The organism is Nocardiopsis moroccensis (assembly GCF_055763695.1).
The window spans coordinates 3,893,123-3,911,579 of record NZ_CP199747.1 but is presented as its reverse complement, the minus strand read 5'-3'; the positions used below and the strand labels follow the sequence as shown (position 1 = coordinate 3,911,579).

The window sequence follows — 18,457 nt, the reverse complement described above, 5'->3', positions numbered from 1 at the left end:
GCCCGTAGTCTGCTCACAGGGCGCGTAGCACTGTTTCCGTAGCACTGTTCCGAACGTAGAGGAGACCCCATGGCCGACCTGGACCAGATCCCGGTGACCCTGATCGACGGCCGCGAGACCACCTTCGGTGAGTGGTCCGGGAAGGTGCGGCTGGTGGTGAACGTCGCCTCCCGTTGCGGCCTCACCCCGCAGTACGGCGCGCTGGAGGACCTCCAGAAGCGCTACGCCGACCGCGGGTTCACCGTGCTGGGTTTCCCCAGCAACCAGTTCCTCCAGGAGTTCGGCGGTGAGGACAAGATCGCCGAATACTGCTCGATGACCTGGGGGGTCACTTTCCCGATGATGAGCAAGGCGAAGCTCAACGGGAAGGGCCGGCACCCGCTCTACGCCGAGCTCACCGAGGTTCCGGACGCGGAGGGCAAGGCGGGGAAGGTGAAGTGGAACTTCGAGAAGTTCCTGGTGCTGCCGGACAACACCGTCCACCGTTTCCGTCCGGCCACGGTTCCCGACGCTCCCGAGATCGTCGAGCTCATCGAGAAGCACCTCCCCGAGTCCGCTGCCTGAGCCCGCAGAGCCGGAGCGTTCGGGTGAAGTGCAGGCCCCGGGGCAGGATCCCGGGGCCTTGCTGTGAGGGGCGGAAGGGTCGGGGGAGGGGCAGGGGTCAGCGGGCCAGGAGGGAGAGCAGGCGTTCGGCGTCGAACTCGCCGTCCTTGGCTCCGGCGACGAAGGCGTCCCACTCGGCACGGGTGAAGACCAGCGGGGCGGCGTCGGGGTTCTTGGAGTCGCGAAGGACGAAGGCCGCGTCTCCGGTGTCCTTGTTCTCTGCCGCGACCTGGCTCCCCGGAACGGCCGCCACCTCGACACAGTTGCCACCTGAGGACGAGTAGGACGACTTGTGGAACTCTCGATTGCTCACAGTAGCTTTTCCAATGCTTTTCGCGACTGACCAACGGGGAGTGCAGCGCCCAGCGCTTGCTTCACCAGACCTTGCAACCGCATGTATCCGGAGGGGTCTTCGTAGATGACGTTACCGTCTACGTGGTCGCTGGAGACCGCGATTCCTCCGTCATACATGTGGAAGACCAGCAGCATGGAGGTCACCCCCAGTAGCAGGGACCCGGTCGGGACCAGGTGCACTCGTACCCGCCCTGTGTCGATCAACCCCAGCAGATGGTGTGCCTGCTCGACCCGAACCTCCGCGGGAACCAGCGTCAGAGCCGTTTCCGGAAACACCGCGACGACCTTCGGATCATTCGCCTTGCGCAACTTCTCGTAGCGTCCACAGCGTAGGGAAACCAGCTTTTCCAGGTTCGCCCCGGCCTCGCCCATCAAGGATTCCTCGAAGATCAATCGTGCGTACGAGGGGGATTGCAGAAGGCCGGGGATCAGCAGCGGGCTGATCAGTTCGATGACTTGTGTGAGCTCCTCCAGTTTCCCCGGGTCTCTCATGTAGGCGGGAATCTCCCGGCCCTCGCGGTCATCCGCCCATGCTTTGAGCAATGAACCGTGTGCGCCCGCCGCGTCATCCAGCAGACGGACGTTGTCACGCTTCGGAGTTGATACGCCTGCTTCCCATCTGGATACGGAAGCTGAGGACGTTCCCGCACGTGCTGCGAGCTGCCGCTGTGTCAGTCCTGCCAGTTCGCGTACTTTCGCCAGATTTGCCGGAAAGCGTGCTCCATCCATGTTGCAAGAATACTCAGAGTGCTTCTGTCATTACCCTGTCCTTGCGGGAAGAGTTATCTCTCTGGCGTATCAGGGCAGTGGCGTCGAGCCTGGGTGCATGGACGTTTTTGGACAGCGGCAGACGCAGACCACCCGGACCACTCGGAGCCAGAACACCGACCCTCGGGCGGAGGTCCTGCAGGCCTTCCGTGAGATGCGGGGGCTGACCTTCACCGTGGAATGGCGGCGCTTCCCCTGGACCCGGGGCGCTGACCTCGAACGCGCGCTGGTCGGCCCCGCCTACCTGGGCAATGTCGCCCTGGGGCTGAAGGACCGCAGCCACTGGGTCTACCAGTCCCGGGACGGCCGTACCTGGCGCTACGTCCCCCGGTCCCAGGTCCGCCGCCTGGTACACGAAGTGGTCGAGGAATTCGCCGGGTTCGTCCCGCCCCTGCCCCGCAGGCCCTGACAACAGAAGCGGCCCGGCGGTGCTGTAACACCCCGGGCCCGGACAAGTGAAGGAAGCACTTGCCATGACGTACGTTACCGCCGCTTTGTGCACCCTGGTGCGCCTGCTCCGCCCCTGTGGCGGGCTGCACGCCGACCCCTCCGGCTACCTGCGTACCTTGGCCGCCGAGTACCGGCGCCGCTCCCGCCGGGTCCGCCGCTACACCCTGCCCGAGTACGACAAAGTCCCGTCCAGCAGCACCGACACCCGTGCTTCGGACCCGGCTCCGAACCAGGTCGGCCCGTTCATCCCCCAGCCCCGACGTCCGGTCGACAGCCACACCCCGGTCCCGGGCACGAACACCCCCGCGCTCCCGGACACGCCTCGGGCACTGCTGCCGACCTTCCGTGCCTGCCCCGGTCATCCCTCGGCTGTGGGTGCCGATGCTGTGTCCGTCGCCGTACGGACCGACCTGGTGCGCACCTATTACCGGGAGCACGAACAGCGGGCCCGCGTCGCCCGGGTCCGGACCGGTCAGGGTTTGGGGGTGACCCCGTTCCCTGCCGCGTGATGGTGGCCGTCTTTCGCTTCGCTGCGGGCGCTCCACCTTGACCCGCTTCGCTACGACGGCGGATCGGCGGCTGTCAGGAAACGGGGGGCGTGTGGTCGGGGCGGGAGCGACGGCCCCCGAAAGGGGCCCAACCACACGGCCTACGCCCCAGCACGACAGTGGTGGGCATGCGGGGTTCGGGGTCATTCACGCAGGGGCGATACCTGGGCCGGTGGTCCTGGTGGGTGTCCCGGCCGTCCCCGGGTCCGCCCGGCCCACCTCTTCTTGTCCCGGCGCAGTCCCCACCGGTGTTTGAGCCGGTTGTGGGTCGAGCACAGGGGCTGGATGTTGTCGGCGCTGGTCGTCCCGCCCTGCCACCACTCCACGATGTGGTCGGCCTGCGTCCACTTCAGAGGCACGTCGCACCCGTGCTGCCAAGCGCAGGTGGTGTGACCCAGGAAGGCGGCCGCCCGAATCCGGGGGGTGGCGACCCGGTACTCATGGCCCACGTCCAGCACAGCGCCGCTGTTCTGTTCCACCATCAGGTGGCGGATCAGGGAGTCGGTGAGGAGTTCGCGCACGGCACTGGTCGGCACCACCTGCCCGTCCTGGGTGGTGGCCGGGTCGTCCCCGTCCAGACCGGCCAGGGTGGTGGCGGGGACGAGGATGTTGATGACCGCCGCAGCCGTGGTGGGCTTCTCGCACTTCTGGTGGGACTGGGCGAACCCCACCGCGTTGCAGAACGCGTCATAGGTGCGCTGGGACCGAGAAAGACCGTCCTCGGCGTTGTAGGGGTTGGCGTAGCCCTCCAGAGCCGCCTCCAACCGCAGTGCGTCGGCGGCCGACCCCCAGGCCTGGAACAGGAAGCTCCCGCCGAAGGTCCTGGTCAGCTTCGCGCCCCGTTCGGCGTGGGCGGCCTCGTGGTCGTGTTCGGCCCGGTTCGGGTTCAACCGGGCACTGAGCTGGTGGGCGGCCTGGCCGATCCCGGAGACCGAGGTGTTCGGACGTATTTCCTTGAAGGACAGCAGTCCGGATTCCATCTTCGCCCGAAACAGCTCCGGGTCTTCGTTGTCCCGGGTATCCCTTTTCTCCGCCGCTCGTTCCACGCTCTTGACGATGGCGGCGGACTCTCCGAAGGAAAGTGTTCCGGATTCCAGTGCCTTGATGGTGTCCGGCATCGAATCGCGGGCATCCGCACGCCCCACGGAGGCCAGTTCGCCGGCCTGGGCGGCGGAGATCGCGAAGGAGTGGCGCAACCACTTGGCCAAGTCCCGGTGGCCGCCCTGGTCCAGGAGCTGTCCGCTGGCCTCGATACGGGCCAGGGCCGCGACCATCTGGTGTTTGAGCCGGTCCAGCTCCTCCCAGACCCGGGTCGCCTGGTCCAGGACCTCACCCGCGCACCCGGGTGCGAGCTCCTTGGCGAAGAAGGCGGTGACCTGTTCCCGGGCAGCGCGCACCGCCGCGTCCACCGGGGTGGACCCGGTGGTCGACGTGGGCGCTGCGAAAGAAAAGGTCATAATTAAATAGTAGGCAACTCTCCGCTGAGTGCCTATATCCCGGAAGTCTTATTATTGTCACCGCCCGTCCTTGAAATGGTCCATAATGACCCTGTGGATAACCCATGGAACGTCGCAAGGGCATGCTAGGAAAACCAGGCACCTGCCGCCATTCCTATCGCTGTCGTGCTGGGGCGTAGGCCGTGTGGTTGGGCCCCTTTGCGGGGGCCGTCGCTCCCGCCCCGACCACACGCCCCCCGTTTCCTGACAGCCGCCGATCCGCCGTCGTAGCGAAGCGGGTCAAGGTGGAGCGCCCGCAGCGAAGCGAAAGACGGCCACCATCACGCGGCAGGGAACGGGGTCGCCCCCAAACCCTGACCGACCCAGAACCAGTTCCCTGGCCTTGCCGGGCTACGGCCGCGGCGCTCTCGATAGCCTGCGGGCATGGTGGAGTTCGTCCTGTTCTGCGCGCCCGTGCTTCTGTACGTCCTCGTGTGGTCGCGCCGGAAGGAGCGAACGTTCGGGGAGGCACTGACACGCGTGGGCGCGTCCCGGGGTTCGGCGTCCGCGTACGGGTGGGCGCTGCTGCTGCTCCCGCCGCTGCTGCTGACGAGTTGGCTCTCGATCGTGCTCGTTCCCGCCGAGGTGCTCACAGCCCCCGGAGTCTCGATCGCCCTGATCACCTCGGTCGGTGCCGTGGTCGCGGTGGTGCTGCGCGCCTTCGGTGAGGAGGCCCTCTTCCGGGGCCTGCTGGCCGGTGCGCTGATCAGGCGGCTCGGTTTCCTCTGGGGCAACCTTGCGCAGTCGGCGCTGTTCCTCATCCCGCACACGGCCCTGCTCCTGGTGGACACCCGGCTGTGGCCGGTCCTGCCGGTGCAGTTCGCCGCGGGGTGGCTGCTCGGGTGGCTGCGGCACCGGACCGGGACGTTCGTCCCCGGCGCCGCGGTGCACGCCCTGGTGAACGTCGGGGCCGGGCTGATCGCGCTCTGAGGGATCCCACCCCGGCGCCGTTCCGAGGGCCCGGGCCCCGGCCGGACGCCGGCCGGCGTCCAACCGGGACCTAACGGGTCCCGAGCAGGGCTAGCGGACCTGTTCCTCGAAGACCCCGGCGATCGCCTGGGCTCCGGCCAGGTTGGTGTGGATGTCCGGGCCCCGGGTGAGGTCGCACATCCACGTCAGGTCGCAGATCCGCTGGAGGTTGACGGGCATGCCCGTCTCACTGTCCGCGGGGACCTCGGTGTCGGTGCCGTCGAAGACGGTGTCCACGTCGGCCACGTCGATCCCGGCCGCCTGGTAGGAGTTGGTCAGCGACTCGTTCACCTCGCCCAGGATCTCGACGGTCCGTGCGGCCAGGTCCTCGTCCGCATCCTCGGCGGGCTCCGGCTCCTCCTCGGATTCCCCGCTCGCCTCCGCGTCCCCGCTCGCCTCGGCGTCCTCGGAACCCCCGGCGTCCTCCTCGGACTCCGGCTCCTCCAGCAGCGCCAGCGCCAGGAACGGGTTGTAGTAGGTCATACCGATGATCTGGGTCTTTGGGCCCGCGGCCTCGGTCAGCCGTTCGGCGATCACCGGGACCTCGGTCTCCAACCGCTCCAGGCCGTTCGCGACGCACTCCTCGTCCACACCGACGTCGTCGATGTCGAGTTCGGCCTCGGGGTCGCGGTCCGCGTCCACACCCTCCACGCAGTTGGTGAAGTTGTTGCCGCCGATGGTGAGGGTGACCAGTCCGACCTGGTCGCCGTGCTCCTTCAGGAACGCCTCGGCCTCGTCGAGCTGGGACCCCGCCTCGTAGCGGCTGTCACAGTCGGCGATGCCGCCCCCGACGAAGGTCGTGGTGTCCTCACCGCCGCAGCCCATGCGCTCGTGCTGGAGCGTGGAGTCGGCGTCCTTCAGCGAGCGGTACAGGACGTCCGTGTACCCCTCGGAGGTCTCCTCGGGCTGTCCCTCGGGGTCGGGCTGCACACCCACCGTCAGGGAGTCGCCCAGGGACAGGTAGAAGCTCTGCGCCGTGGCCGGTTCCTCCTCGCCCCCTGCGGAGCAGCCCGCCACCACAACGGCCGCGGCGACCGCGGCCATCCATCGGATTCTCAAAGTGCTCTCCAACCAAGGCCCATACTGGAAATGTCGCGCGCCCAGAGGCGGGTTCCCGGTGAGCAGACGGATACCGCCGAGTAACTACCCTTGCTGACCCGAGGGTGCCCTGTCGAGGGGGGCCAGGAGGCGTCTCAGTAACGATGCCAGCTGTTCGCGCTCGGCGGCGGGCATGGGCGCCAGGAGGGTCTCCTCGTAGCTGAGGAGCGAGGCCAGCGCGGCGTCGATCCGCTCGGCCCCCCTGCTGGTGAGCCGGACCAGGACCCCGCGCTTGTCGGCCGGGTCGGGGCGACGGCGGACGAGCTCGGCGGCGGCCAGCCGGTCCACCCGGTTGGTCATGGTCCCCGAGGTCACCAGGGTGGCCCGCAGCAGGCGTCCGGGGCTCAGCTCGTAGGGCGGACCGGACCGCCGCAGCTCGGCGAGCACGTCGAACTCCCAGGGCTCCAGTTCGTGCTCGGTGAAGACGGTGCGCCGGGCACGGTCCAGGTGGCGGGCGAGCCGGGACACCCGGCTGAACACCTCAAGGGGTGTCACGTCCACGTCCGGCCGCTCGGAGCGCCACGCCTCGATCAGCCCATCCACCTCATCGCGCATGGCACCAGCATATCTCTTGACATCAAGATAGTGGGGCGGGTATGCGTCGCACACCCGCCCCACCGGTGCCGGGGGTGGCGCCCCCGCGGCGGTTTCGCACCAAAGATCCGGTCAGCCGGAGCGCCTCCGGCGCGTCTGCAGCTTCGGCTTGGCCTCCAGCGAGGAGAGCCCGTTCCACGCCAGGTTGACCAGGTGGGCCGCGACCACCTCGCGCTTGGGCTTGCGCACCTCCAGCCACCACTGGCCGGTCAGTGCCCACATACCCACCAGGGCCTGCGCGTACATGGGGGCGAGCGCCGGGTCGTAACCCCGTTCGGCGAACTCGTCGGCCATGATGTGCTCGACCTGGCTGGCGATGTCGTTGATCAGGCTGGCGAAACTCCCGGTGCCGGAGGCGACGTGCGAGTCACGGGTGAGCACCCGGAAGCCGACACTGTCCTCCTCCACGTAACGCAGCAGGCCCAGGGCTGCCTTCTCGATCCTGTTCCGTGCGTGGTCGGAGGTGAGGGCCTCGCCCATCATGTCCAGGAGTGTGCGCATCTCCCGGTCCACGACGACGGCGTAGATGCCCTCCTTGCCACCGAAGTGCTCGTACACCACGGGCTTGGACACGCCGGCCCGCGCGGCGATCTCCTCGACGGAGGTCGCGTCGAAGCCTCGTTCGGCGAACAGCTCTCGGCCGATCTCCAACAGCTGCTGTCGTCGCTCTCTGCCCGTCATGCGCTTGCGGCGCACACGGGTCCTCTGCTCGCTGTCGGCTACTCCCATATGGATTCTGATCCTAGACCTTGACCCGCTTGGCGGCGAGTCGTTTGTTGTTGGGCCAACGGACCTTGGTGGCCCAGCCGAACTTCTCGAACGCCCAGATGACCCGGGCGGAGATGTCGATCTGGCCCTTGAACACACCGTGGCGGGCACAGGTCGGGTCGGCGTGGTGCAGGTTGTGCCAGGACTCCCCGAAGGAGGGGATGGCCAGCCACCACACGTTGCGGGAGCGGTCGCGCACCTCGAAGTTCTCCTCGCCGATGGTGTGGCAGATGGAGTTGATCGACCAGGTCACGTGGTGCAGCAGTGCGACGCGCACCAGGCTCGCCCAGAAGAACGCGGTGACCGCGCCCCACCAGGACATGGTGACCAGGCCGCCGATGGCGGCGGGGGCGAACAGGGAGAAGAGCACGATCGGCAGGAAGAGCTTGTCGACGAGGACGACGTCCTTGTCCTTGAGCAGGTCGGGGGTGAAGCGGCGCGGCGAGGTCTTCTTGTCGTCCAGGTACATCCAGGCCATGTGCGCGTAGTACAGGCCCTTGGCCACGGACTTCCAGTCGTCGCCGAAGCGCCACGGCGAGTGCGGGTCGCCCTCGGCGTCGGCGTACTTGTGGTGGCGGCGGTGGTCGGCCACCCACTTGATGACACTGCCCTCGATGGCCATGCTGCCCGCGACGGCCAGCGCGATCCGCAGCGGCCGGTTGGCCCTGAAGGAGCCGTGGGTGAAGTGGCGGTGGAAACCGACCGTGATGCCCAGGCCGCTGATCAGGTAGAAGACCGTCGCGATGGCGATGTCGGTCAGTGACAGTCCCCAGCCCCAGAAGAACGGCACCGAAGCGACCAGCGCGATCAGCGGGACGAACACGAAGGCGAAGACGGTGTAGCGCTCGGCCTTGCCCCGCAGTTCGGGTTCGTACTCGGGGTTGGCCTCGCGCTTCGGCGCGCCGGGGTCGGTCAGGGCGCTTTCGGTCGGCACCTCAGGGGCTGCTGTCATGGTCTTGCACACCTCGTTATGGAGAACGTCGTCACAGGTCAGGACGGCGTCAAAAGCGCGCAGAGCACCCGCTGGGACGGCCCAACCTATTCCTACGTAACCGTAACCTACGACCCCGTAGGTTTGGCAAGCCCCCGGGGGGAGGCGCTATGTTGGTGGCGAGCGTTCGGACGACACGTCCGCAGCGTTCCCGGATGATGTAATGGCAGCATCTGGGGTTTTGGTCCCCATCGTCCAGGTTCGAGTCCTGGTCCGGGAGCAACTCCACCGCCGGCGCGCCCCGCGCCCGGGCGCGCCGCGCGATCCCCTCGCCGCGCTCTCACACGGCTGATGGACGCCCGTGACGCGCATGTATCCTTCCCATGTCGGCCGCTGGTCATCCGACGGCCGCCCGCGCGGCATGCGGGTCGCGCCGCCGCAGGGTGAGCCGACGTTCATATGCCAGCTATCACGAGGGGTCTCCTCCAGTGAGCGTGAACCGTCCGGCTGCCGTGATCATCCTCGCGGCGGGTGAGGGCACCCGAATGAAGTCGAAACTTCCGAAGGTCCTTCACGAACTCAACGGCCGCAGCATGCTCGGCCACGTGCTCTACGCATCCCGAGAACTCGATCCCCGAAGCACGGTCGTGGTCGTCGGCCACGCCCGTGACCAGGTGCGATCCCATCTGGAAGAGGTCGCCCCGGAGGCGACCACCGCGATCCAGGAAGAGCAGAACGGCACCGGTCACGCCGTACGCATGGCGGTCGAGGACCTCGCCGCCAGGGGCACCGAACTCTCCGGAACCGTCGTCCTCACCTGCGGCGACACGCCCCTGCTGCGCGGTGCGACGCTCGCCTCGCTCGTCGCGGAGCACGAGAAGGAGGGCAACGCGGTCACCGTGCTGTCCGCCCGTGTCCCCGATCCCCACGGCTACGGGCGCATCGTCCGCGACGCCGACGGGAGCTTCACCGAGATCGTCGAACACGCCGACGCCACGCCCGAGCAGCACGGCGTCGACGAGATCAACTCCGGGATGTATGCCTTCGACGGCGCACTCCTGAGCCAGGTCGTCCAGCGTCTGTCCACCGACAACGCCAAGGGTGAGGAGTACATCACCGACGCCGTCGCCCTGCTCCGCGGCGACGGGCACCGGGTCGACGCCTGGAGCGCCCAGGACTGGAACGAGGTCCAGGGCGTCAACAACCGGGTCCAGCTCGCCGAGGCCCGGCGCGTCCTCAACGACAGGCTCCTCACCGAACACATGCTCTCCGGTGTCACGATCGTCGACCCCGCCACGACCTGGGTGGACGCCCAGGTGCACATCGGCGCGGACACCGTGCTCCACCCGAACTGCCGCCTCCACGGCACCACCAGGATCGGCGAGGACGCCGAGGTCGGCCCCGGCGCCGACCTGCGCGACACCCTCGTCGGTGACGGCGCGAAGGTCCGCGAGACCACCGCGGACCGGGCCGAGATCGGCCCCGGGGCGACCGTCGGCCCCTACACCTACCTCCGGCCGGGCACCCGCCTGGCCGAACGGACCAAGGCCGGCGCCTTCGTCGAGGTCAAGAACTCGAACGTCGGCACCGCGTCCAAGATCCCGCACCTGACCTACGTCGGGGACGCGGACATCGGCGTGGGCAGCAACATCGGCTGCTCCTCGGTGTTCGTCAACTACGACGGGGTCACCAAGTCCCGGAGCACGATCGGCGACCACGTCCGCATCGGCAGCGACAACACGATCGTCGCTCCCGTGCACGTCGGCGACGGTTCCTACTCCGGGGCCGGGACCGTGGTCCGTGACGACGTCCCTCCGGGCGCCCTGGCGATCTCCGAGGGGCACCGGCAGCGTAACGTCGAGGGCTGGACGCAGCGCAAGCGTCCGGGAACTCCGTCCGCCGAGGCGGCGGAGCAGGCGGAGCGGCACAGAGCCGACGACGCGAACAAGCAGTGACTGTGGGGGAGAAACACGTGACCGGCATGAAGGCCACCGGCCAGAAACAACTGATGCTTTTCTCGGGGCGCACGCACCCCGCACTGGCCGAGGAGGTCGCGAAGGAGCTGGGGATCGAGGTGGTCCCCACCCGGTTCGACACCTTCGCCAACGGCGAGATCTTCATGCGGTACCTGGAGTCCGTGCGCGGCAGTGACGCGTTCGTCATCCAGAGCCACGCCGACCCGGTCAACGAGTCGATCATGGAGCAGCTCATCATGGTGGACGCGCTCAAGCGCGCCTCCGCCAAGAGGATCACCGTGGTCACGCCGATCCTGGGCTACGCCCGCCAGGACAAGAAGCACCGGGGCCGCGAGCCCATCTCCTCCCGTTTGGTGACCGACCTGTTCCGGACCGCGGGCGCGGACCGGATGATGGCGGTCGACCTGCACACCGACCAGATCCAGGGCTTCTTCGACGGCCCGGTGGACCACCTGTTCGCGCTGCCGATCCTGGCCGACCACGTCGCCCACCAGGTCGAGCACTCCGAGATCACCGTGGTCTCCCCGGACGCCGGCCGGGTGCGCACCGCGGACCGCTGGGCGGACCGCCTGGGCGCGCCCCTGGCGATCATCCACAAGCGCCGCGACCCGGACGTCGCCAACCAGGTGAAGGTCCACGAGGTCGTCGGTGAGGTCAAGGGCCGGGTCTGTGTCCTGGTCGATGACATGATCGACACCGGCGGCACCATCGTGAAGGCCTCCGAGGCCCTCTTCGAGCAGGGCGCGAAGAAGGTCATCGTCGCCGCCACGCACGGTGTGCTGTCGGGTCCCGCGGCCAAGCGCCTGCAGAACTCGCGCATCTCCGAGGTGGTCATCACCAACACGCTGCCCGTCCCCCAGGAGCGCTCCTTCGACAAGCTCACGCAGCTTTCGATCGCGCCGCTGGTCGCTCGTGCGATCAGTGAGGTCTTCACCGACGGCTCCGTCACCAGCCTGTTCGAGTAGGACCCGCCGCCTACGGGATCCGGCCGCGCCGGATCCCGGCCGGGCTGCCCCGGCACCGGACTTCGTGCCCGCCGGCGGGACCCGCCCCGGCCCCGCCGGCAGGGCATGTACGGAGTCGTCATCAGAGCCAGTAGACTTGGCCGAGTGTCCCCGTGCCCGGGTGGATTCCTGCGTGTCTCCGCCTGGAAACAACGCGGGCAGGGGTGCGCGACGAGCGTTCCCGGGCCGGACGGGTCCGGTGGCGGCTCGCCGGGCACGCCTGGAACCAGGGCGGTTGCGTCCCCTGCAAGCTGGGTGACCCCGCCGCTTTCCCCGCCCAGGGCGGGAATCGTTCGTACTACTGGAGTCGTGTTCCCCGTACTGCGGGGTTGAACCCGAGGAGTTTTGTCGTGTCCGAGGTACGTATCGCTGCCGAGCCCCGCACGGAATTCGGCAAGGGCGCCTCCCGTCGCGCCCGCCGCGCGGGTAAGGTGCCGGCCGTCCTCTACGGCCACGGCACCGAGCCCCGCCACCTGAACCTGCCGGGCCACGATCTCATGCTCGCCCTGAAGACCCCGAACGTCCTGATTCGTCTCGACGGCCTGGACAAGGACAACCTTGCCCTGCCCAAGAGCGTGCAGCGCGACGCCATCAAGGGCTTCCTGGAGCACGTCGACCTGCTCGTCGTCTCCAAGGGTGAGAAGGTCGAGGTCGAGATCAACGTCTCCCTCACCGGTGAGGTCAAGGCTCCCGGCGTGCTCAACCAGGAGCTCGTCACCGTGACCGTCGAGGCTGAGGCCACCCACATCCCCGAGCGTGTCGAGTTCGACATCGAGGGCCTGGAGGTCGGCGCCAACCCGACCGCCGCCGACCTGAAGCTGCCCGCGGGCGTTTCCCTGGTCACCGACCCCGAGTCGACCCTGCTCACCGTCTCCGCGCCGCGCGTGGAGGAGGAGCCGGAGACCAGTGGCGAGGCCACCGAGGCCGCCGAGGCCGCCGCCGAGTAGGTCCTGTTCGGCCGAACACGACCTGGCGGTGCGCACAGCACGTGCCTGACGACCGAACGCGCGGTCCCCGGAAGACGGGGACCGCGCGTTCGGCGTTTTCGGGGGTGCCCCCGCGGGTCGGTAGTGTCGGTCGGCATGTGGAACTTGTTGGGCAGGTTGGGAATCCGGAAGAGCAGGGACGGCGAGGACATGGCTGAGGCTGAGCGCTGGCTGGTCGTGGGGTTGGGCAACCCGGGCCCCAAGTACGCGGGCAACCGGCACAACGCCGGGTTCATGGTGGTGGACGCCATGGCCGCGGACAAGGGTGAGCGGTGGAAGGCCCACAAGGCGCACGCCGAGGTCGTCCAGACCCGGATCGACGGTGTTTCGGTGGTGCTGGCCAAGCCGCGCACCTTCATGAACCTGTCCGGGGGGCCGATCGCCGGACTGGCGAAGTTCTACCGGGTCCCGGTGGAGCGGGTCGTCGTCGTGCACGACGAGTTGGACATCGACTTCGGGGCCCTGCGGCTCAAGAAGGGCGGCGGCTCCGGCGGCCACAACGGGCTGAAGTCGACCACCGCCTCCCTGGGAGGCCCCGACTACCTGCGGGTCCGCTTCGGCGTCGGCCGTCCCCCCGGCCGGATGGACGCGGCCGCCTACGTGCTGCGCGACTTCTCCTCGGTCGAGCGCTCCGAGCTGGACCTGAACGTCGAGCGGGCCGCCGACGCGGTCCGCACGATCCTGACCGAGGGCCTGGACCGGGCCCAGAACATCTTCCACACCGCCGCCTGACCCGGTTCGGACCCGGCCCGCCCGGAGGGCGCTCCCGGCGGGTCACGTTCCGCACAGGGTTTCGGTCCTGGAAGTTCTCGGCGGGCGCCTGTCCCTTGAGGGAGGGCCCCGCCGGTCTCAGAACAGACACATTCTCGGTGGGACCGGGACTTCTTCCCCAACAGGCCGCAACTCCGAGCGACTTTTCCACTACTTTTGGTTACTGTTCGGGGTGGCAGTACGCGTTCTGCGCCCGACGACACGCCCCGCTCACATCCTCCGCGTGAGTCCCGTGGCGCCAGGGGCGGTTACTCCTAGTGAGTACTTGAATCCGTACGCGGTCTTGGGGGACACGTGGTCACAACCAGCGGGGTGGACACCATCCAGGGGAAGCCCTCCGCACAGCAGAAGAAGCGGCCAGAGCCGCAGCGCCCGCGCCGGGAGGCGAGGCCGTTCGCGCCCGCCCCGCGGCGGGGCGAACCGAACACCGGGCCGAGGTCCGAAACCTGGCTCCGCCCCTACGTCATCGGGCTGGTCGTCCTCGACCTGGCAGCCGCGTTCGCCGCGGCCCTCGCCGGCACCGGGGCCCGCTTCCACGGCTCCCTGCTGGCGGACACCACCGTCCCCTACCTCCTCCTCTCCCTGATCCTGCCCCCGGTCTGGGTCGCCTTCGTCCGGCTGGGCGGCGGCTACGAGCGGCGTTTCCTCGGGATCGGCACCGAGGAGTACCGCAGGGTCGCGGTCTCCGGGGCGGTTCTGGCCGCGACCGTCGCGATCGGCGCCTACGCCGTCAAGTTCGACCTCGCCCGCGGGTACGTGCTGGTCGCGCTGCCCCTGATCGTCCTGCTCAGCCTCGGCCTGCGCTACGCGCGCCGCAAGGCGCTGCACCGGCGCCGCCGGTTGGGGGCGTGCATGAGCGGGGTCGTGGTCGTCGGCCACGGGGTGGCCGCCGGCGAACTCATCCGTCGGTTCCGCGACGAGAGCCACCACGGCATGCGGGTGGTGGGCGTGTGCCTGCCCGACCACGAGGCCCCGACGACCGAGGTGGAGGGCTGCCCGGTGCTGGGCACCTTCGCCGACGCCGCCGACGTCGCCGCCCTGACCGGCGCGGACACCGTCGCGGTTCTGGCCTGCCCGGAGATGGACGGCGTGGAGCTGCGCCGTCTGGCCTGGCGGCTGGAGAAGACCGGCACCGACCTGACCGTCGCCTCCGCCCTCATGGAGGTGGCCGGTCCGCGCACCACGATCCGCCCGGTGGCGGGCCTGCCCCTCCTGCACGTGGAACACCCCGAACTCGTGGGTGCGCGCCGCCTGGTCAAGGGGGCCTTCGACCGCTGCGCCGCGGCGCTCGCCCTCATCCTGCTCTCGCCCCTCTTCCTCGTGCTGTGCGCGCTCATCCGCGCCGAGGGCGGGCCCGCCCTTTTCCGGCAGACACGCGTAGGGCGGGGTGGGGTCGAGTTCACCGTGTACAAGTTCCGTACGATGGTGGTCGGGGCTGAGACCCTGAAAACGGTTCTCCAGTCCCACAACGAGCACGACGGTGTGCTGTTCAAGATGCGTCGGGACCCCAGGGTCACGCCCATCGGGGCGTGGCTGCGCCGTTACTCGCTCGACGAGCTTCCCCAGCTCGTCAACGTGGTACGCGGGGAGATGTCGCTCGTCGGACCCAGGCCCCCACTGCCGGAGGAGGTCGCCCAGTACGGGCACGACGTCCGACGACGGCTGGTGGTCCAACCGGGAATGACGGGCCTTTGGCAGGTCAGCGGCCGATCCGACCTTTCCTGGGAGGAATCGGTCCGCCTGGATCTGCGGTACGTGGAAAACTGGTCGCTGACGTTGGACATCCAGATCCTGTGGAAGACGTGGTCAGCGGTGATCCGTGGGGCGGGAGCATACTAGCCGGTGAAGAGCATCCGAAACGATCATGAGGTGGCCCGAGACCTGGCGAGCGAGGCCGGACAGCTGCTGCTGCGCCTGCGCGCCCGCCACGGCTTCGACGAGCCCGAGGTTCTGCGCACCCTGGGGGACCGCACCTCGCACGAGTTCCTCTTCTCCGCGCTCGGGCGGCTGCGGCCCAGCGACGCGGTGCTCTCCGAGGAGGGCGCCGACGACCTGGCCCGGTTGAAGGCGAGGCGGGTGTGGATCATCGACCCGCTCGACGGGACCCGCGAGTTCTCCGAGCCCGGCCGCACCGACTGGGCGGTGCACGTGGCGCTCTGGGAGAACGGCGCACTGGTCGCCGGTGCGGTGGCCCTGCCCGCCCAGGGCAGCTGCCTGTCCACGGTCGACCCGCCGTGGCTGCCGGAGGAGCGCCCGGAGGGCCAGCGGCTGCGCATCACCGCCAGTCGGACCCGGCCGCCCGCGTTCGTGCAGCGGATGGCCACCCAGCTCGGCGCCGAGGTGGTTCCGATGGGCTCGGCCGGCGCGAAGATCTGCGCCGTACTGCTCGGGATCGCCGACATCTACGTGCACGCGGGCGGCCAGTACGAGTGGGACAGCGCCGCCCCGGTGGCGGTCGCGCGTGCCTCGGGCCTGCATACCTCCCGGATCGACGGCTCGGAGCTGCGCTACAACGTAGCCGATCCGCTACTCCCAGATATCCTTGTATGTCGATCGGAATTGTCGGGTATGTTGTTGGCAAGCATCCGCGACGGCGCGGACCTTGACAGCGCCGGTCCGCACGCGGGGGGCTGAACCGAAGACCCTCCGCGGTGGAACCGGCCGTGTGTGTCGGTATTTCTAAGGCGGATTCCATGGGTCAGGCGAGTCAGCAGGCGCTCGGGCGTTACCAGCTCTCCCAGCTGGACGTTCTTGAGGCCGAGGCGATCTTCATCATGCGTGAGGTGGCGGCGGAGTTCGAGCGCCCCGTGCTGCTCTTCTCCGGCGGCAAGGACTCCATCGTCATGCTGCGGCTGGCGGAGAAGGCCTTCTGGCCCGGCCCGATCCCGTTCCCCGTCATGCACGTCGACACCGGCCACAACTTCGAAGAGGTCATCGAGTTCCGGGACCGCCGGGTGGCCGAGGCCGGGGTGCGCCTGGTCGTCGCCTCGGTCCAGGAGCAGATCGACGCGGGCAAGGTCACCGAGCTCACCGGCCGCTGGGCCAGCCGCAACCGCCTCCAGACCTCGGCTCTGCTGGAGGCCATCGAGGAGAACGGCTTCGACGCCGCCTTCGGGGGCGCCCGCCGGGACGAGGAGAAGGCCCGGGCCAAGGAACGGGTCTTCTCCTTCCGTGACGAGTTCGGCCAGTGGGACCCCAAGAACCAGCGCCCCGAACTGTGGAGCGTGTTCAACACCCGGATCAACCGGGGCGAGCACATCCGTGTCTTCCCCATCTCCAACTGGACCGAGCTCGACGTGTGGGGCTACATCCAGCGCGAGCGCCTGGAGCTGCCCTCGATCTACTTCGCCCACGAGCGGAGCGTGTTCGAGCGCGACGGCATCCTGCTCGCGGACTCCCCGCTCATCCAGCGCGACGCCACCGAGGTGCCCTTCACCGAGACCGTTCGCTACCGCACCGTCGGCGACCTGACCTGCACCGGTGCGGTCAAGTCCACGGCCGTGGAGCTGGACGACATCATCACGGAGATCGCCGCGACCAGGGTCACCGAGCGCGGCCAGACCCGCGCCGACGACCGGGCCAGTGAGGCCGCGATGGAGGACCGCAAGCGCGAGGGCTACTTCTAGTCGTGTCTTCTTGGGCCTCCGCCGACGCTTCGGCCCGTGTCCGGGCGCCTCATGGGAGGAACCCAAAGAACACCCTCTGGGGTTCCTGTCCCGCTTCGGCCCCGCGCCCTGACCGGCGCACCTCGCACTCCCGGTTGTTGAACCGCCCCACCCTTCGCACATTGGACCAGGCAACATGAGCAACGACATCCTGCGGTTCGCCACGGCGGGTTCCGTGGACGACGGTAAGAGCACCCTGATCGGCCGCCTGCTGTACGACTCCAAGTCCATCTTCGAGGACCAGCTCGACGCCGTGGAGCGCACCAGCGTCGCGCGCGGCGAGGAGCAGACCAACCTGGCGCTGCTCACCGACGGGCTCCGAGCCGAGCGCGAGCAGGGCATCACCATCGACGTGGCGTACCGCTACTTCGCCACGCCCAAGCGCACTTTCATCATCGCCGACACCCCCGGGCACATCCAGTACACCCGGAACATGGTCACCGGCGCCTCCACCTCGGACCTGGCGATCATCCTGGTGGACGCCCGCAAGGGCCTCCAGGAGCAGAGCCGCCGCCACGCCTTCCTCGCGACCCTGCTCCAGGTGCCGCACCTGGTGCTCGCGGTGAACAAGATGGACCTGGTCGACTACTCCCAGGACCGCTTCGAGGAGATCAAGGCCGAGTTCAGCGAATTCGCCGCCAAGCTGGACGCGCGCGACCTCACCTTCGTGCCGATCTCCGCCCTGCACGGCGACAACGTGGTGAGCCGGTCCGAGAACATGCCCTGGTACACGGGCAGCTCGCTGCTGCACCACCTGGAGAACGTGCACATCGCCTCGGACCGCAACCTGATCGACGCGCGCTTCCCGGTGCAGTACGTGGTCCGTCCGCACAAGTCGGACGACCCCGAGCTGCACGACTACCGGGGCTACGCGGGCCAGCTCGCGGGCGGCGTCCTCAAGCCGGGGGACGAGGTCACCCACCTGCCCTCGGGGCTGTCCACGCGGATCACGAAGATCCTCACCGCGGACGGGGAGGTCGCGGAGGCGTTCTCGCCGATGTCGGTCAGCCTGCTGTTGGAGGACGAGATCGACATCTCCCGGGGCGACATGATCTGCCGCCCCAACAACACCCCGGTGGTCTCCCAGGACATCGAGGCGATGGTCTGCTGGATGACGGACTCCCGCAAGCTCACGCCGCGCTCCAAGCTCCTCGTCAAGCACACGACCCGTACCGCGAAGGTCATGGTCAAGGACCTGCGCTACCGGCTGGACGTCAACTCGCTGCACCGTGACGAGGCCGCCGACCACCTCGCCCTGAACGAGATCGGCCGGGTGCGGCTGCGCTCCGCCCAGCCCCTGTTCGTCGACGAGTACGCGAAGAACCGGCAGACCGGCGGGTTCATCCTCATCGACGAGGCCACCAACACCACGGTGGGCGCGGGAATGGTCGTCAGGGCCGAATAGCGCGTGCTGGGAGAACAGACCGATCTGAGCGGGGCCGCTTCCGGCGGCCCCGCTTCGTGTCACCGGAAAGG

19 protein-coding genes are annotated in these 18,457 nt (G+C 68.7%); 12 read left to right on the top strand and 7 right to left on the bottom strand.

What is annotated here, in order from left to right:
* Window positions 1-69 precede the first annotated feature (69 nt).
* Entirely contained in the window at window positions 70-564 is a 495-nt protein-coding gene (locus tag ACUKCB_RS17375) for a glutathione peroxidase (protein ID WP_473036652.1), read from the top strand.
* 97 nt (window positions 565-661) lie between these two features.
* Here ACUKCB_RS17375 and ACUKCB_RS17370 read toward each other — a convergent pair whose 3' ends face one another.
* Together ACUKCB_RS17370 and ACUKCB_RS17365 are read right to left on the bottom strand one after the other, a co-directional pair.
* Entirely contained in the window at window positions 662-916 is a 255-nt protein-coding gene (locus tag ACUKCB_RS17370) for a DUF397 domain-containing protein (RefSeq protein ID WP_473036651.1), read from the bottom strand.
* Window positions 913-1,686, bottom strand: coding sequence for a helix-turn-helix domain-containing protein (locus ACUKCB_RS17365; protein WP_473036650.1), 774 nt, complete (start codon window positions 1,684-1,686; stop codon window positions 913-915). The genes ACUKCB_RS17370 and ACUKCB_RS17365 overlap by 4 nt, the downstream gene beginning before the upstream one ends.
* 97 nt (window positions 1,687-1,783) lie before the next feature.
* Here ACUKCB_RS17365 and ACUKCB_RS17360 point away from each other — a divergent pair, with 97 nt between their 5' ends.
* A complete protein-coding gene (locus ACUKCB_RS17360) occupies window positions 1,784-2,134 on the top strand; it encodes a hypothetical protein (RefSeq protein WP_473036649.1) in 351 nt (116 codons plus the stop codon).
* Window positions 2,135-2,198: 64 nt separating this feature from the next.
* Entirely contained in the window at window positions 2,199-2,684 is a 486-nt protein-coding gene (locus tag ACUKCB_RS17355; RefSeq protein ID WP_473036648.1) for a hypothetical protein, read from the top strand.
* 182 nt (window positions 2,685-2,866) lie between these two features.
* Here the strand turns inward: ACUKCB_RS17355 and ACUKCB_RS17350 are convergent, their stop codons facing one another.
* The gene (locus tag ACUKCB_RS17350; RefSeq protein ID WP_473036647.1) at window positions 2,867-4,180 is read right to left on the bottom strand and encodes an HNH endonuclease signature motif containing protein; all 1,314 of its coding nucleotides are present in this window, start codon (window positions 4,178-4,180) and stop codon (window positions 2,867-2,869) included.
* 423 nt (window positions 4,181-4,603) lie between these two features.
* On the opposite strand from ACUKCB_RS17350, the gene ACUKCB_RS17345 reads away from it, so the two are divergent.
* Window positions 4,604-5,149 (top strand): lysostaphin resistance A-like protein, encoded by a 546-nt coding sequence (locus ACUKCB_RS17345; protein WP_473036646.1) that lies wholly within the window; start codon window positions 4,604-4,606, stop codon window positions 5,147-5,149.
* Window positions 5,150-5,239: 90 nt separating this feature from the next.
* On the opposite strand, the gene ACUKCB_RS17340 is transcribed toward ACUKCB_RS17345, so the two are convergent.
* From ACUKCB_RS17340 to ACUKCB_RS17325, 4 genes are all read right to left on the bottom strand, one after another.
* Complete coding sequence (locus ACUKCB_RS17340; protein WP_473036645.1) at window positions 5,240-6,232, bottom strand: GDSL-type esterase/lipase family protein; 993 nt, start codon at window positions 6,230-6,232, stop codon at window positions 5,240-5,242.
* A gap of 99 nt (window positions 6,233-6,331) precedes the next feature.
* Entirely contained in the window at window positions 6,332-6,841 is a 510-nt protein-coding gene (locus ACUKCB_RS17335; protein WP_473036643.1) for a MarR family winged helix-turn-helix transcriptional regulator, read from the bottom strand.
* A 111-nt stretch (window positions 6,842-6,952) separates the two neighbouring features.
* Window positions 6,953-7,609: a TetR family transcriptional regulator gene (locus tag ACUKCB_RS17330; protein WP_473036642.1), complete on the bottom strand. Its 657-nt coding sequence runs from the start codon at window positions 7,607-7,609 to the stop codon at window positions 6,953-6,955.
* Between the two features lie 13 nt (window positions 7,610-7,622).
* On the bottom strand, window positions 7,623-8,600 hold the full coding sequence (locus ACUKCB_RS17325; RefSeq protein WP_473036641.1) for an acyl-CoA desaturase: 978 nt from the start codon (window positions 8,598-8,600) through the stop codon (window positions 7,623-7,625).
* 467 nt (window positions 8,601-9,067) lie between these two features.
* Here ACUKCB_RS17325 and glmU point away from each other — a divergent pair, with 467 nt between their 5' ends.
* The 8 genes from glmU (at window position 9,068) to cysN (ending at window position 18,386) form a co-directional block, all read left to right on the top strand.
* Window positions 9,068-10,534: a bifunctional UDP-N-acetylglucosamine diphosphorylase/glucosamine-1-phosphate N-acetyltransferase GlmU gene (glmU, locus tag ACUKCB_RS17320; protein ID WP_473036640.1), complete on the top strand. Its 1,467-nt coding sequence runs from the start codon at window positions 9,068-9,070 to the stop codon at window positions 10,532-10,534.
* A 17-nt stretch (window positions 10,535-10,551) separates the two neighbouring features.
* Window positions 10,552-11,520, top strand: a complete 969-nt coding sequence (locus ACUKCB_RS17315; protein WP_473036639.1) for a ribose-phosphate diphosphokinase — start codon at window positions 10,552-10,554, stop codon at window positions 11,518-11,520.
* Window positions 11,521-11,909: 389 nt separating this feature from the next.
* Window positions 11,910-12,506 (top strand): 50S ribosomal protein L25/general stress protein Ctc, encoded by a 597-nt coding sequence (locus tag ACUKCB_RS17310; RefSeq protein WP_473036638.1) that lies wholly within the window; start codon window positions 11,910-11,912, stop codon window positions 12,504-12,506.
* 135 nt (window positions 12,507-12,641) lie between these two features.
* On the top strand, window positions 12,642-13,277 hold the full coding sequence (gene pth / locus ACUKCB_RS17305) for an aminoacyl-tRNA hydrolase (protein ID WP_191268606.1): 636 nt from the start codon (window positions 12,642-12,644) through the stop codon (window positions 13,275-13,277).
* A 504-nt stretch (window positions 13,278-13,781) separates the two neighbouring features.
* Window positions 13,782-15,155 (top strand): sugar transferase, encoded by a 1,374-nt coding sequence (locus ACUKCB_RS17300; protein WP_473041050.1) that lies wholly within the window; start codon window positions 13,782-13,784, stop codon window positions 15,153-15,155.
* Between the two features lie 3 nt (window positions 15,156-15,158).
* The gene (locus ACUKCB_RS17295) at window positions 15,159-15,950 is read left to right on the top strand and encodes a 3'(2'),5'-bisphosphate nucleotidase CysQ (protein WP_473036637.1); all 792 of its coding nucleotides are present in this window, start codon (window positions 15,159-15,161) and stop codon (window positions 15,948-15,950) included.
* A 59-nt stretch (window positions 15,951-16,009) separates the two neighbouring features.
* Window positions 16,010-16,942, top strand: a complete 933-nt coding sequence (gene cysD / locus ACUKCB_RS17290; RefSeq protein ID WP_473036636.1) for a sulfate adenylyltransferase subunit CysD — start codon at window positions 16,010-16,012, stop codon at window positions 16,940-16,942.
* A 175-nt stretch (window positions 16,943-17,117) separates the two neighbouring features.
* Complete coding sequence (cysN, locus tag ACUKCB_RS17285) at window positions 17,118-18,386, top strand: sulfate adenylyltransferase subunit CysN (RefSeq protein WP_473036635.1); 1,269 nt, start codon at window positions 17,118-17,120, stop codon at window positions 18,384-18,386.
* Window positions 18,387-18,457 lie beyond the last annotated feature (71 nt).

Coding starts and splice junctions, on each gene's coding strand:
- ACUKCB_RS17375 (WP_473036652.1), top strand. CDS start 70: ATGGCCGACCTGGACCAGATCCCGGTGACCCTGATCGACGGCCGCGAG.
- ACUKCB_RS17365 (WP_473036650.1), bottom strand. CDS start 1,686: ATGGATGGAGCACGCTTTCCGGCAAATCTGGCGAAAGTACGCGAACTG.
- ACUKCB_RS17360 (WP_473036649.1), top strand. CDS start 1,784: ATGGACGTTTTTGGACAGCGGCAGACGCAGACCACCCGGACCACTCGG.
- ACUKCB_RS17355 (WP_473036648.1), top strand. CDS start 2,199: ATGACGTACGTTACCGCCGCTTTGTGCACCCTGGTGCGCCTGCTCCGC.
- ACUKCB_RS17350 (WP_473036647.1), bottom strand. CDS start 4,180: ATGACCTTTTCTTTCGCAGCGCCCACGTCGACCACCGGGTCCACCCCG.
- ACUKCB_RS17345 (WP_473036646.1), top strand. CDS start 4,604: ATGGTGGAGTTCGTCCTGTTCTGCGCGCCCGTGCTTCTGTACGTCCTC.
- ACUKCB_RS17340 (WP_473036645.1), bottom strand. CDS start 6,232: ATGGCCGCGGTCGCCGCGGCCGTTGTGGTGGCGGGCTGCTCCGCAGGG.
- ACUKCB_RS17335 (WP_473036643.1), bottom strand. CDS start 6,841: ATGCGCGATGAGGTGGATGGGCTGATCGAGGCGTGGCGCTCCGAGCGG.
- ACUKCB_RS17330 (WP_473036642.1), bottom strand. CDS start 7,609: ATGGGAGTAGCCGACAGCGAGCAGAGGACCCGTGTGCGCCGCAAGCGC.
- ACUKCB_RS17325 (WP_473036641.1), bottom strand. CDS start 8,600: ATGACAGCAGCCCCTGAGGTGCCGACCGAAAGCGCCCTGACCGACCCC.
- pth (WP_191268606.1), top strand. CDS start 12,642: ATGTGGAACTTGTTGGGCAGGTTGGGAATCCGGAAGAGCAGGGACGGC.
- cysD (WP_473036636.1), top strand. CDS start 16,010: ATGGGTCAGGCGAGTCAGCAGGCGCTCGGGCGTTACCAGCTCTCCCAG.
- cysN (WP_473036635.1), top strand. CDS start 17,118: ATGAGCAACGACATCCTGCGGTTCGCCACGGCGGGTTCCGTGGACGAC.